At 70.2% G+C, this 12,816-nt stretch carries 13 protein-coding genes, 1 other RNA gene and 1 pseudogene; 4 read left to right on the top strand and 11 right to left on the bottom strand.

The annotated features are described in order from the left end of the window. Nucleotides 1–66: 66 nt before the first annotated feature. The 10 genes from crcB to prfB all read right to left on the bottom strand — a co-directional run bounded on the left by crcB (nt 67) and on the right by prfB (nt 6,872). The gene (gene crcB / locus OCS65_RS11970; RefSeq protein WP_006940607.1) at nt 67–411 is read right to left on the bottom strand and encodes a fluoride efflux transporter CrcB; all 345 of its coding nucleotides are present in this window, start codon (nt 409–411) and stop codon (nt 67–69) included. Then, on the bottom strand, nt 408–761 hold the full coding sequence (locus tag OCS65_RS11965; RefSeq protein WP_006940609.1) for a fluoride efflux transporter FluC: 354 nt from the start codon (nt 759–761) through the stop codon (nt 408–410). The genes crcB and OCS65_RS11965 overlap by 4 nt, the downstream gene beginning before the upstream one ends. A 68-nt stretch (nt 762–829) precedes the next feature. Next, nucleotides 830–1,198, bottom strand: a transfer-messenger RNA (tmRNA) gene (gene ssrA, locus OCS65_RS11960). 101 nt (nt 1,199–1,299) lie between these two features. Next, nucleotides 1,300–2,142, bottom strand: a complete 843-nt coding sequence (locus OCS65_RS11955) for a DMT family transporter (RefSeq protein ID WP_263510230.1) — start codon at nt 2,140–2,142, stop codon at nt 1,300–1,302. A gap of 8 nt (nt 2,143–2,150) precedes the next feature. Continuing rightward, nucleotides 2,151–2,624 (bottom strand): SsrA-binding protein SmpB, encoded by a 474-nt coding sequence (gene smpB, locus OCS65_RS11950; RefSeq protein ID WP_006940611.1) that lies wholly within the window; start codon nt 2,622–2,624, stop codon nt 2,151–2,153. A gap of 93 nt (nt 2,625–2,717) precedes the next feature. Beyond that, nucleotides 2,718–3,623 (bottom strand): permease-like cell division protein FtsX, encoded by a 906-nt coding sequence (gene ftsX, locus OCS65_RS11945; protein ID WP_006940612.1) that lies wholly within the window; start codon nt 3,621–3,623, stop codon nt 2,718–2,720. Nucleotides 3,624–3,683: 60 nt separating this feature from the next. Further along, the gene (ftsE, locus tag OCS65_RS11940) at nt 3,684–4,373 is read right to left on the bottom strand and encodes a cell division ATP-binding protein FtsE (protein ID WP_029544525.1); all 690 of its coding nucleotides are present in this window, start codon (nt 4,371–4,373) and stop codon (nt 3,684–3,686) included. Nucleotides 4,374–4,404: 31 nt separating this feature from the next. Beyond that, nucleotides 4,405–4,845, bottom strand: coding sequence for an Rv3103c transmembrane domain-containing protein (locus OCS65_RS11935; RefSeq protein ID WP_050035443.1), 441 nt, complete (start codon nt 4,843–4,845; stop codon nt 4,405–4,407). Further along, entirely contained in the window at nt 4,842–5,669 is an 828-nt protein-coding gene (locus OCS65_RS11930; RefSeq protein WP_373566485.1) for a mechanosensitive ion channel family protein, read from the bottom strand. Before OCS65_RS11930 ends, OCS65_RS11935 begins: the two co-directional genes overlap by 4 nt. A gap of 78 nt (nt 5,670–5,747) precedes the next feature. Continuing rightward, nucleotides 5,748–6,872 (bottom strand): peptide chain release factor 2, encoded by a 1,125-nt coding sequence (gene prfB / locus OCS65_RS11925; RefSeq protein WP_029544529.1) that lies wholly within the window; start codon nt 6,870–6,872, stop codon nt 5,748–5,750. Nucleotides 6,873–6,951: 79 nt separating this feature from the next. Here prfB and hisN point away from each other — a divergent pair, with 79 nt between their 5' ends. The 3 genes from hisN to OCS65_RS11910 all read left to right on the top strand — a co-directional run bounded on the left by hisN (nt 6,952) and on the right by OCS65_RS11910 (nt 10,481). Then, nucleotides 6,952–7,737, top strand: a complete 786-nt coding sequence (gene hisN / locus OCS65_RS11920) for a histidinol-phosphatase (RefSeq protein ID WP_006940620.1) — start codon at nt 6,952–6,954, stop codon at nt 7,735–7,737. Nucleotides 7,738–7,837: 100 nt separating this feature from the next. Beyond that, nucleotides 7,838–9,229 carry an acyl-CoA dehydrogenase family protein gene (locus OCS65_RS11915; protein WP_065922418.1) on the top strand — a complete coding sequence of 464 codons (1,392 nt, stop codon included), beginning with the start codon at nt 7,838–7,840 and terminating at the stop codon, nt 9,227–9,229. 43 nt (nt 9,230–9,272) lie between these two features. Continuing rightward, nucleotides 9,273–10,481 (top strand): acyl-CoA dehydrogenase family protein, encoded by a 1,209-nt coding sequence (locus tag OCS65_RS11910; protein WP_006940624.1) that lies wholly within the window; start codon nt 9,273–9,275, stop codon nt 10,479–10,481. Between the two features lie 86 nt (nt 10,482–10,567). Here OCS65_RS11910 and OCS65_RS11905 read toward each other — a convergent pair. After that, nucleotides 10,568–10,834, bottom strand: a pseudogene (locus OCS65_RS11905) (potassium channel family protein); the annotation flags it as partial. Between the two features lie 330 nt (nt 10,835–11,164). Between OCS65_RS11905 and OCS65_RS11900 the strand changes: the two are divergent. After that, nucleotides 11,165–12,808 (top strand): acyl-CoA synthetase, encoded by a 1,644-nt coding sequence (locus OCS65_RS11900; protein WP_029544536.1) that lies wholly within the window; start codon nt 11,165–11,167, stop codon nt 12,806–12,808. The last annotated feature ends 8 nt before the right edge of the window (nt 12,809–12,816 follow it).

The raw sequence follows: 12,816 nt of genomic DNA, 5'->3' as shown, positions 1-12,816 counted from the left end.
TCCACCCGACCTTGCCCTGCTCATCTTGCCCGCCCGGCGTGCCCGGCGCGCGCCGATCGCCGTCGGTCAGGACGTGAGGGCATACCCGGCCCAGGCCGCGGCCGTGCCGGCGAGCACGCTCACCGCCGCATACACCGTCGCGGTGACCGGGCGGCGCACCCGGACGAGACCGACCGTCTCGACGGCGAATGTCGAGTAGGTGGTCAGGCCCCCGCAGAACCCCGTGCCGAGCAGCGCGAACGTCGAGGGCGCGAGCGCGGCCCCGGACAGCACACCGAGCAGCAGGCAACCGAGGACGTTGACGGTCAGGGTCGCCACCGGGACGCTGCGGTAGGAGCGGACGTGCCGGCCCGCGAGATAGCGCAGGACCGCTCCGGCACCGCCGCCCAGGGCGACGAGCAGGACGGTCATCGGGCCGTCCGGTGCCGCCACGCCTCGCCGGCCGCCATGCCGGCGCGCGCCGCCGCGAGTGCCCCCACGAGCGTCACGGCCACATAGACGACGGCAGTCGCGGGGTGGCGGACCGCGTCGACGGCGAACGTGGAGAAGGTGGTGAACCCGCCGAGCACACCGACGCCGAGGAACAGGCGCCACAGCCGGTCGGGACCGAGCATCGCTGCGACGACGCCGAGCAGCAGCGAACCGGCGATGTTGATCGCCGCGATCGTCCAGATGCCAGGGAATTGCACGGACAGCGCGTATCGGGTGACGGCGCCCACCGCGCCGCCCGCGGCGACGACGGCCGTCGGCTTGTACTCCATGCCGGTAACCGTAGAGGTCCGGCATATGCGAAGGACCCCGGCCGGGTGGCCGGGGTCCTTCGCGTTTCCGGTGGAGCTGCCGGGAATCGAACCCGGGTCCTCCGCCGCCTCGCCAGGGCTTCTCCGTGTGCAGTTCGCTATGTCTCTACTTGGATCTCCCGGTCCCGCGAACAAGCCGAGATGACGATCCCAGTCGCTGTTTGTTGTCCCGTCCGGCTCCGCGACCGAGCCGTACGGTGGAGCTCCCTAGTCGATGCCAGGATCCGGGGCGGGAGCACACCCGGTCTGACAGAGACGCACTCGCTTAGGCAGCGAGGGCGTACTCGCGCTGAGTAGACTCGGCGCTTATTGGTTTGCAGCGACGCTTACGGTGGTCTCTTGCCTGCACCGACACGCTTCCCCTAGCTCAACGTACGCAGTCGAAACCGTTCAGCCCCGTACGTACCTGCGGCCTTCGCAGGACTACCCACTTTAACGCGCGGACCCCCCTCCGTCATTCCCATTTCCACCGTGATGCGAATGACGTGGCTCACAGCCCTCAGGCGGCCGCGGTGATCATGCCGACGGCGGTGAGGGCGAGCACCATTCCGGTCATCTGGCCCCGCCCGATGTGCTCGCCCAGCACGACCATCGCCAGCAGCACGGTCGCCGCCGGGTACAGCGCGCCGATGACGCTCACCAGCGACAGCATGCCGCCCTGGAAGGCGAACATCAGCGCACCGTTGGCGATCACGTCCAGCACCGCGACCGCGATGATGTGCGGATAGACCCGGCTCGGCGGCCGGATCATCTGCCGCACGCCCAGGGCCACCGCCCACACGACGAGTGTCGCCGTGAGCCGGGACATGCCGAGGGGCCACAGGCCGGTGCCCGCGGGGACGCGGTGCAGCGCGACGAACATCAGCGCGAACGCGACTCCGGAGCCGACGGTCAGCCACGCCACGTTCGCGGTGAATCGGGGTTGCTCGTCCCCGGCGACGCCTTCCTTCGATTCGCGACTGACCAGCACGACGGCGACGAGGGCGATCGCGATGCCGGCGTAGGCGACCGGTCCGGGCCGCTCCCCCGTCGCGATCCCGACGAGCACCGGGATACCGGCCACGAGCACGGCGGTGAGCGGGGACACCACCGACATCGGGCCCGCGGCGAGCGCGAGATAGAACCACCAGATCGCGAGCCCGCCGGCGACACCGGCCGCCGCACCCCAGCCGAGGGACTCGGGGGTGAGGTCGCCGCCCACGAGCGGCGCGGCGGCGAGCACCAGCAGCAGCGACAGCGGGTACGAGACGATCACGAACCGCAGCGCCGCCACCCGGCGGGACGCGACCCCGCCGAGGAAGTCGCTCACCCCGTAGCCGACCGCGGCCACCAGGGCGAGCACGATCGCCGTCAGCGCATGCCCTTCACCCGCCGGCCGAGCTCGCGGGTCACCTCGCGCTCGGCGGTGCGACGGGCCAGGTCCTGCCGCTTGTCGTAGTCCTGCTTGCCCTTGGCCAGCGCCAATTCGACCTTCACCTTGCCGTCGGAGAAGTACATCGACAGCGGGACCAGGGTCTGGTTGCCCTCGCGGGTCTTGCCGACGAGGTTGTCGATCTCCCGGCGGTGCAGCAGCAACTTGCGGGTGCGCCGGGGCGCGTGGTTGGTCCACGTGCCGTGCCCGTACTCGGGGATGTGCAGCCCGCGCAGCCACACCTCGCCGTCGTCGACGGTGGCGAACGCGTCGACGAGCGACGCCTTGCCCTCGCGCAGGCTCTTGACCTCGGTGCCCAGGAGCGCGACTCCGGCCTCGTACGTGTCGAGAATGGTGTAGTTGTGCCGTGCCTTGCGATTCGTGGCGATGACCTTGCGGCCCTTTTCCTTCACTTTCGGGCCCCTCCGGTCCTCGATGCGTCCGACAGATCTGTGTACAGCATAGGTAGCGGACGCAACGAGATATTCCCGCGCACCGACGCGCGGCTATTCACGCACGTACAGGCGCAGGGTGACGTAGGCGGTCAGGGCCGCCATGCCGACGCCCACCAGCACCAGGATCGGCGAGACCAGCAGCACGTCGCTGTTGGAGATGCGGGCGACGATGTTGGCCTCGTAGACCTCCGAGAGCACCTCGTCGACGAAGGCGCCCTTCGCGACGAACAACCCCGCGATCGCCAGCGCCGCGCCGATCACGGCCGCCACGACGGCCTCGAGCAGGAACGGCAGCTGGGTGTACCAGCGGGTGGCGCCGACCAGCCGCATGATGCCCACCTCGGTGCGGCGGGTGAACGCGGCGATCTGCACCATGTTCGCGATGAGCAGGATCGCAGCGACCGCCTGGACCGTGGCGATCGCGAATGCGGCGTTGCGGACGCCGCCCAGCACGCTGAACAGCCGCTCGACGAGGTCCTTCTGATTGAGCACGCTGTCGACGCCGGGACGGACGGCGAACTGGTCCTCGATCACCCCGAAGCGGTCGGGATCCGAGAGCTTGATCTTGAACGAGGCCGGGAAGCTCTCGGCACTGACGAGCTCGGCGAGCTCCGGCTGGTCCTTGAAGACCCGCTCGGTCGCGTCGGCGACGGCGTCCTCGCGGTTGAGGTACTGCACCGACACCACCGCCGGGGTGTTCTCGAGGTCCGAGCGCAGGGTGCGGCAGATGTCCTGTTCGCAGTCGGGGTCGAGGGTCGAGATGTCGTCGGTGAGGAACACCTGCACCTCGACCCGGTCGAGGAAGATCTGCTGCGTCTTGTCGGCCATCTGCACGACGAGCAGACCCGCGCCGAACAGGCCGAGGGAGATCGCGGTGGTCAGGATCATCGCGACGGTCATGGTCAGGTTGCGGCGCAGGCCGGTGACGACCTCGCTCAGGATGAAGCTGGCACGCATGGAGTGTCGAAGTCCTTCGGTTGCCGGAGGGGCGAGAGCGATGGGAGCGGGAGAGCGCGGTCAGCGACCGACGCCGTAGACGCCGCGCGCCTCGTCGCGCACGACCCGACCGAGATCGAGCTCGACCACGCGGCGCCGCATGGAGTCGACGATGTGGTGGTCATGGGTGGCCATGAGCACGGTGGTGCCCGTGCGGTTGATGCGCTCGAGCAGCATCATGATGTCCTGGCTGGTGTCCGGGTCGAGATTGCCGGTCGGTTCGTCGGCCATGAGCACCAAGGGCCGGTTCACGAAGGCCCGGGCGATCGCGACGCGCTGCTGTTCGCCGCCGGACAGTTCGGTGGGCAGGCGGTCGGCCTTGCCGGACAGGCCGACGAGGTCGAGCACCTCGGGCACGGTGCGAGCGACGACCGAGCGGGGCTTGCCGATCACCTCGAGTGCGAACGCGACGTTCTCGGCCACCGTCTTGCGCTGCAGCAGCCGGAAGTCCTGGAATACGCAGCCGAGGTTCTGCCGCAACCTGGGCACCCGGCGCGCCGACAGGCGGTTGACGTGGAAGTCCGCCACGTGGATGTCACCGGAGGTGGGCGTGTCGTCACGCAGGAGCAGCCGCAGGAAGGTCGACTTCCCGGAACCGGACGGGCCGATGAGGAAGACGAACTCGCCCTTGTCGATCTCGACGCTCACCTTGTCGAGGGCGGGCCGGGTCGACGTCTTGTACGACTTGGACACATTCTCCAGGCGGATCACGCCGCCATGCTAGCCGTTATCGGACGGTGACCTAAGGAACCGACTCGCCGGTAGGTTCGGCGGGGGACGAATCGCCGAGGCCGGGAATCGGAATCTCGGGCAGCCGCAGGCCGGGCTGAGTCGTCGTGGTCGTCGGGGCCGGGGCCTCGGGAACGGTGCGCGAACCCGCTCCGCCGGGCGTGGATCCGGTCCCGGTCGGCGCCGGCGTGGTCGTCGTCGGGGTCGGCTCCGTACTGGTCGGCGTGGGGCTCGGTTCGGCGGTGGTGGGCTCGGGCACGTACGGCACGTACGGCGTCTCGCTGACGACCACCGCGCCCGGCGGCGCCGTCGCCGTGCCCTGTTCCTCCTCCGGGTTGAGGTACAGGTAGAGCACCCACAGCCCCAGCCACACCAGGCACAGGGCCAGGGTGGCGGTACGCAGCCGGCCGCCGAAGACGTGGTCCGGGATGTGGAACCTGCGAGGCTCGCTCACCGCACCGCCTCGATCCCGTGGATCGGGGTGGACGTGTCGAGCTGTGGATGGACGGTGAGGCCCTGCCGGCGCAACGCGAGCGCGACCCGCACGCGCAGTTCCCGTCCCACCTGGAACTGCTTGCCGGGCAGGGTGCGCGCGACCATGCGAACGCTGACCTGGTCGACCTCGAGGCTCTCGACGCCCATCACGGTGGGCTCGTCGAGCAGCAGTTCCTTCAGCTTCTCGTCCTCGAAGGCATTGACGCCGACCTCGTGAAGGATGTCGTTGACCTCCGCGATGTCGGCCGTGACCGGGATCGGCACGTCGACGACCGCACGGGCCCAGTCCTTGGAGAGGTTGACGGCCTTGTTGATCTGCCCGTTGGGCACGGTGATGACCTCGCCGGCGGCGTTGCGCAGCTTGGTGACGCGCAGGGTGACGTCCTCGACCGTGCCGACGGCGTCGGCGGAGGCCCCGGTGACCGAGATCTGGACCGTGTCACCGAACCCGTACTGCCGTTCGGTGATGATGAAGAATCCGGCGAGAATGTCCTGGACGATGCGCTGGGCGCCGAAGCCGAGCGCCGCGCCGAGGACGGTCGCGGGGGCCACCAGGCTGCCGATGGGCAGCGCGAGGTAGTCGAACACCTTCAGGGTGGCGACGATGTAGACGAACGTGATGACCACCCAGGTGATCACCTGCGCCACCGAGTGCCGGTGTTTCGTCACCTCCGAGCGCACCAGCGCGTCGGACTGCTGATACGTCTCGTCGATGCGGCGGGTGATGCGGCCGCCGGTCCAGCTGACGAACCGCGCGACGAGGACAGCGCCGAGCACGGTCAGCGCGATCTGCAGACCGCTGGTCGACAGCCAGTCGAGGAGCCTGGTACCGGGAAACAGGGTGGATCCTCCGTAGCCGTGTTATTGATTCTGCTTCTGGTTCTCGCGCATGCGCCACCGGATGCCCTCTTCGAGGAACCCGTCGATGTCGCCGTCGAGGACGGCGGCCGGGTTGTTCACCTCGTACTCGGTGCGCAGGTCCTTGACCATCTGGTACGGGTGCAGGACGTAGGAGCGCATCTGGTTGCCCCACGAGCTGCCGCCGTCGCCCTTGAGCGCGTCCATCTCCGCGCGCTCCTCCTGCCGCTTGCGTTCGAGCAGCTTGGCCTGCAGCACGCGCATGGCCGAAACCTTGTTCTGCAACTGCGACTTCTCGTTCTGGCAGGTGACGACGATGCCCGTGGGGATGTGGGTCAGGCGCACCGCGGAGTCGGTGGTGTTGACGGACTGCCCGCCCGGGCCGGACGAGCGGTACACGTCGACGCGGATGTCGTTCTCGTCGACGTCGATGTGGTCGGTGGTCTCGACGACCGGCAGCACCTCGACCTCGGCGAACGACGTCTGGCGGCGGCCCTGGTTGTCGAAGGGGCTGATCCGCACGAGCCGGTGGGTGCCCATCTCGACCGACAGGGTGCCGTACGTGTAGGGCGCCTTGATCGCGAAGGTCGCGGACTTGATGCCGGCCTCCTCCGCGTACGAGGTGTCGTACACCTCGACCGGGTAGCCGTGCTTGTCGGCCCACCGGATGTACATGCGCATGAGCATCTCGGCCCAGTCCGCGGCGTCGACGCCGCCGGCGCCGGCGCGGATGTTGACCAGCGCGTCGCGCTGGTCGTACTCGCCGGACAGGAGCGTGCGCACCTCCATCGCCTCGATGTCGGTGCGCAGGCCGGCCCGCTCGGCGTCGGCGTCGGCCATGGCGGCGGCGCGGTCCTCACCCTCCTCGCCCTCGGCGAGTTCGTAGAGCACCGGTAGGTCGTCGAGGCGGGAGCGCAGCTCCTCGACGCGGCGCAGTTCGCCCTGGGCGTGCGAGAGCTGGCTGGTGACCTGCTGCGCGTGCTCCTGGTCGTTCCACAGCTCCGGGTCGGCGGCCTGGTGCTCGAGTTCGTCGATACGCCGACGCAGCTCGTCCACGTCGAGAACCGCCTCGACGGTCTCGAGGGTGGTCGCCAGTTCGGCCAGGTCTGCGGAAACATCGGGATGCACGATTCCCAAGGTTACCGGGTGTGCGGCGGTACCTCGCCACCGCTCGGGGCCCGGTGGGCTCTCGGCTAGCGTCTGAGGCATGAGCACCGACCTCTCGGCCGATCTGGACCTCGCCCTGCGCCTCGCCGACGAGGCGGACGCCATCACGCGCACCCGGTTCGGCGCCCTCGACCTGACCGTCACCGACAAGCCGGACCTGACACCGGTGTCGGATGCCGATCTCGGCGTCGAACGCGCCGTGCGCGGCACCCTCGGCGCCGAGCGCCCGGGCGACGCGATCCTCGGCGAGGAGTTCGGCGGCGACGCGGTGTTCACCGGCCGGCAGTGGGTGGTCGATCCGATCGACGGGACGAAGAACTTCGTGCGCGGCGTGCCGGTGTGGGCCAGCCTCATCGCCCTGCTCGACGACGGCGTGCCCGTGGTGGGGGTGGTGAGCGCCCCGGCGCTGAACCGTCGCTGGTGGGCCGCGGCGGGCGCGGGCGCGTGGATGGCGCACGACGGCGCAGAGCCGCGCCGCATCGCCGTCTCGCAGGTCACCGACCTGTCCGCGGCGTCGCTGAGCTTCTCGAGCCTGTCCGGCTGGCGCGATCGCGGTCGGCGCGACGAGTTCGTCGCGCTCACCGACGAGGTGTGGCGGGTGCGGGCCTACGGCGACTTCTATTCGTACTGCCTGCTCGCGGAGGGTGCGGTCGACATCGCCCTCGAGCCCGAGGTGTCCCTGTGGGACCTGGCCGCGCTCGACGTGCTGATCCGGGAGGCGGGAGGCCGGTTCACGAATCTGGACGGTGCGGCCGGCCCGCACGGCGGCAGCGCGGTAGCCACCAACGGGGCGCTGCACGAGGGCGTGCTCACGCGCCTGCGGTGATCCGCGCGGCTCCCGCCCACCCCGAACTTACTCGATAGTAGACACCTACCTTACTCCGGAGTAAGGTAGTGGTGTCCGTCCCCACATCGAGAAACTTCTGGTGATCATGAGCAAGCAAGAGAGTGTGGCCCGGAACACCCCTCGCGACACGTCCGCGGTGGGCCTGAATCCCCTCCGACGGGACGCCATGGGCGCCGCGATGCGGGTGCTCACGCGGATCACCGGTTCGGAACTCGCGGACCGGTACAACCTCCGGCAGGCCATCGACCGGGTGACCTACCAGTCCACCAAGACCGGCTTCAAGACGCTCGGCGCCGCCACCCGCACCTTCAAGAAGGTCACCGGCGGCAACGCACCTCAGCGCCTCGACCCCGCCGTCCGCACCGACCTGTTCGACCTGACCCCCACCGACGATCAGCAGATGATCGCCGAGACCGTCCGCGAGTTCGCCGCCGAGATCCTGCGGCCCGCCGCGCACGACGCCGACGAGGCGGCCGCCGCCCCCACCGACCTCCTCGCCCGGGCCGCCGAACTCGGCATCACCCTCGTCAATGTGCCCGAGGCGTTCGAAGGAGCCGCCACCGAGCGGGGCGCGGTCACCAACGCGCTCGTCGCCGAGGCGCTCGCCCACGGCGACATGGGGCTGGCCCTGCCGATCCTCGCGCCGAGCGGCGTCGCGGTCGCCCTCACCCAGTGGGGCACCGAGGAGCAGCAGCGGACCTACCTGCCGGCGTTCGCCGGGGACGACGTCCCGCAGGCCTGCGTCGTGATCACCGAGCCGCGCGCCCTGTTCGACCCGTTCGCGCTGCAGACCAAGGCGGTGCGCTCCCCCAGCGGTTACCGGCTCAACGGCGTCAAGTCCCTCGTGCCGGCCGCCGGCAGCGCCGAACTGTTCGTCGTCGCCGCCGAGCTCGACGGCAAGCCGTCGCTGTTCCTGGTCGAGTCCGACAGCAAGGGCGTCGCGATCGAGGCCGACCCGTCGATGGGCCTGCGTGCCGCCGGGCTCGGCCGGCTGCATCTGACCGACGTCGCCGTCCCGCAGGCCGCCCTGCTCGGCGACGCGGACGCCGACGCACGCGCCGAGCAGTACGCGGACGCGGTCCGCCTCGCCCGCCTGGGCTGGGCCTCCCTCGCCATGGGTACCGGGCAGGCCGTGCTCGACTACGTCGTCCCCTACGTCAACGAACGGGAGGCGTTCGGCGAACCGATCAGCCACCGGCAGGCCGTCGCCTTCATGGTCGCCGACATGAAGATCGAGCTCGACGGCATCCGGCTGGTCACGCTGCGCGGCGCGGCCCGCGCCGAGCAGGGCCTGTCCTTCGCCCGGGAGGCGGCGCTGGCCCGCAAGCTCGCCACCGACAAGGGCATGCGGATCGGCCTCGACGGCGTCCAACTGCTCGGTGGCCACGGCTTCACCAAGGAACACCCCGTCGAACGCTGGTACCGCGACCTGCGCGCCGTGGGCGTCGCCGAGGGCGTCGTCCTCGTCTGAGCCGCCCGATCCGGCAGCGTCACCTCACACCTAGGAATCTGTGATGATCAATCTCGAACTTCCCAAGAGGCTCAAGGCGTCGGCGAACCAGGCGCACCAGGTCGCCGCGCAGATCTTCCGTCCCGTCTCGCGCAAGTACGACCTCGCCGAGCACGTGTACCCGGTCGAGCTCGACACGATGGCCGCGATGGTCGAGGGGTTGAACGACTCCGGCCAGGGCGCCTCGGGCGCGGCGCTCGGCCGCGGCGACGAGCCGAAGAAGCAGGCCGGCAACGTCAACGGCGGCAACATGGCGTCGCTGCTCAATGTGATCGAAACCTGCTGGGGCGACGTGGGGCTCACCCTGTCGATCCCCTACCAGGGGCTCGGCAACTCGGCGATCGCCGCCGTCGCCACCGACGAGCAGCTCGAACGCTTCGGCAAGGTGTGGGCGTCGATGGCGATCACCGAGCCGAGCTTCGGCTCCGATTCCGCCGCCGTGACCACCACCGCCGTCCTCGACGGCGACGAGTGGGTCCTCAACGGCGAGAAGATCTTCGTCACCGCCGGCGAGCGCTCGACCCACGTGGTGGTGTGGGCGAGCGTCGACAGGTCGAAGGGGCGCGCGGCGATCAAGTCGTTCGTCGTCCCGCGGGACGCCCCCGGCCTGAGCGTGGCGCGCCTCGAGCACAAGCTCGGCATCAAGGCCTCCGACACCGCCGTCCTGGTGCTCGACAACTGCCGGATCCCGAAGGACAATCTGCTCGGCAGCCCCGAGGTGAACGTCGAGAAGGGGTTCGCGGGGGTCATGCAGACCTTCGACAACACCCGCCCGATCGTCGCCGGCATGGCCGTCGGCGTCGCCCGCGCGGCGCTCGAGGAACTGCGCGGCATCCTCGCCGAGGCCGGCGTCGAGGTGTCCTACGACATCCCGGCCTGCAACCAGCACGCCGCGGCCGCCGAGTTCCTCGCGCTCGAGGCCGACTGGGAGGCGGCCTACCTGCAGGCGCTGCGGGCCGCGTGGATGGCCGACAACAAGCATCCCAACTCGCTCGAGGCCTCGATCTCCAAGGCCAAGGCCGGCCGCACCGGCACCGCGGTCACCCTCAAGGCCGTCGAACTGGCCGGCACCTACGGCTACTCCGAGCGTCCGCTGCTCGAGAAGTGGGCGCGCGACTCGAAGATCCTCGACATCTTCGAGGGCACCCAGCAGATCCAGCAGCTCATCATCGCGCGACGGCTGCTGGGCCTGTCGAGCGCCGAGCTGAAGTAGCAGGTCACAGACCACTTCTCCGAGGGGTCGGGCCCCCGCCGTACGCACCGACGGTGGGGGCCCTCTGGCGCTCCGGGGGCGGTCCGCTACACGCGAGAGCCGGCGGAATCGTCCTCACGTGCGCGGCGGAGATCCTCGCGGAGGGCGACCACCTCGGCCGTCAGCGCGGCCACCTGCGCCCGTGTCGCCGCCTGGCTCGCCTCGTCCTGCTCGCCCACACGCTCGACCGGCCAGGACGCCGACGTGGCCGTCACGACACCGAGCAGGGCGATGCCCGCGATCATCAGGGCGGCCGCGATCAGCCGGCCGGTGGCCGTGACGGGGGCGAAATCGCCGTAGCCGACCGTGGTGACACCCAGGTGAGCACCATCACCGCCTCGCCCACCCGCGCCGTGCCGTCCCCCGGCTGGGCGAGCACCAGCCATGCGTACGCGGCCAGGAACATCCCCGCCGCGGTGGCCATCGGCCATTCGGACAGGCGGCGCCACCGTTCCTCGGTCACTCGAACGCCCCGGAGGCGAGGGATCGGATCACGAACGGATCCTGCCGTCACCGCCGCGCGGGCCGGAATCGCCTCCCGTCCGGGTGCCCGCCGGCAATTCGGACGAATGTCCATGACTGTGAGGCGCGTCACCACTAGGGTTGCGGTGACGCGAATCCGGCACGAGCTCGAAGGGGACAGCATGCCCGGGCAGGACATCATCGACAGGATCACCGGTGCCGCCGGGGGGGTGACCGACACGCTCGGCGCCGTACGGGTGCTCGCCCGCTCCGGGCTGCTGCACTTCCCCCGGGTGGACCACGGGATCGGCACCCTCGTCGCGGTGAGCCGCTACGGTCCGTTCGCCGGACCGGTGCACGCCCACGCCGCGCGTGGCTTCGACGCCGTCGCCCTCGTCGACGAGCGCGGCCGGCTGAGCTACCAGGAACTCGAGGCGCAGTCGAACGCGCTCGTGCGGGCGCTGCAGGCCGACGGCGTCGCGGCGGGGGACGTGATGGGCCTGATGGCCCGCAACCATCGCGGACTCGTTCTCACCATGCTCGCCGCCGCCAAGCTCGGCGCGAAGCTGGTCATGATGAACACCGGGTTCGCTCCGCGGCAGCTCGCGGACGTCGCCGCGCGCGAAGGTGTGGGCACCTTCGTCTACGACGCCGAGTTCGCGGCGGTGGCGGCCGCCCTGCCGCCGGAGGTACGGACCTACAGCTCGTGGCCCGAGGGCGACGAGCCGGGCCCACCGGGCATCGAGTCCGTGCTCGCGCAGTTCGATGGGTCCGCCGTTCCGCCGCCGAGCACGCTGGGCGGTTTCGTTCTGCTCACCAGCGGCACCACCGGCACACCCAAGGGCGCCCCGCGCGAGCGCACGTCGCCGCTCGCCTCGGCGCAGTTCCTGGACCGGGTACCGCTGCGGCCGGGACAGACGATGCTGATGGCGGCGCCGGCGTTCCACGGGACCGGAATCTCGCAGTTCGGGCTCGCCCTGGCGTTGGGGCAGACGGTGGTGATGGAGCGACGGTTCGACCCGCTCGAGACGGTTCGCCTGATCGAGCGGCACCGGGCCAACGTGCTGGTCGTCGTGCCGACCATGCTGCAGCGGATCCTGGACCTCGGCGGCGAGACGATCGGGCGGTACGACACGTCGAGCCTGCAGATCATCTTCTCCGCCGGGTCCGCGCTGTCGCCGGACGTGTGCCGGCGTACCCGTGAATACTTCGGCGACGTGCTGCACAACCTGTACGGCTCCACCGAATGCGCGGTGGCCACGGTCGCTACTCCCGAGGACATCCGCCGGGCGCCGGGCACGGCCGGACGGCCGCCGGTGACGTGCCGGGTCGAACTGTACGACGAGGCCGGCAACCGGATCACGACGCCCGGCGAGGTGGGCCGGATCTTCGTCGCGAGCGGTCTGAGCTTCGACGGCTACACCGACGGCCGGGACAAGGAGCGCATCAACGGTCTGCTCTCGACCGGCGACGTGGGGCACTTCGACGAGGACGGGCTGCTGTTCGTCGACGGCCGAGACGACGACATGATCGTCTCCGGCGGCGAGAACGTGTACCCGCTCGAGGTGGAGAACCTCCTCGTCGAGCGGGACGACGTGTTCGACGCCGCGGTGGTCGGCGTGGAGGATCCGGACTTCGGTCACCGGTTGCGCGCCTTCGTGGTGCCGGCGGAGGGCTCCGAGCGCGACGCCGAGGAGATCAAGGAGTACGTCAAGGCGAACCTGGCCCGCTACAAGGTCCCGCGCGACGTCGTCTTCCTCGACGAGCTGCCGCGCAATGCGACGGGAAAGCTGCTGCGACGCGTGCTCGTCGACATGAAGCCCTGAGCACATGG

It is taken from the genome of Rhodococcus aetherivorans, from assembly GCF_025722975.1.
In the GTDB taxonomy this organism is placed as follows: Bacteria; Actinomycetota; Actinomycetes; order Mycobacteriales; family Mycobacteriaceae; genus Rhodococcus; species Rhodococcus aetherivorans.
The sequence above is the reverse complement of the archived record's forward strand: the minus strand, read 5'-3'. Positions and strand labels throughout refer to the sequence as shown.

Bases quoted from the DNA above. Each gene is read 5' to 3' on its own strand.
- crcB (WP_006940607.1), bottom strand. From the start codon at position 411: ATGACCGTCCTGCTCGTCGCCCTGGGCGGCGGTGCCGGAGCGGTCCTG.
- OCS65_RS11965 (WP_006940609.1), bottom strand. From the start codon at position 761: ATGGAGTACAAGCCGACGGCCGTCGTCGCCGCGGGCGGCGCGGTGGGC.
- ftsX (WP_006940612.1), bottom strand. From the start codon at position 3,623: ATGCGTGCCAGCTTCATCCTGAGCGAGGTCGTCACCGGCCTGCGCCGC.
- hisN (WP_006940620.1), top strand. From the start codon at position 6,952: ATGAGCACCGACCTCTCGGCCGATCTGGACCTCGCCCTGCGCCTCGCC.
- OCS65_RS11910 (WP_006940624.1), top strand. From the start codon at position 9,273: ATGATCAATCTCGAACTTCCCAAGAGGCTCAAGGCGTCGGCGAACCAG.
- OCS65_RS11900 (WP_029544536.1), top strand. From the start codon at position 11,165: ATGCCCGGGCAGGACATCATCGACAGGATCACCGGTGCCGCCGGGGGG.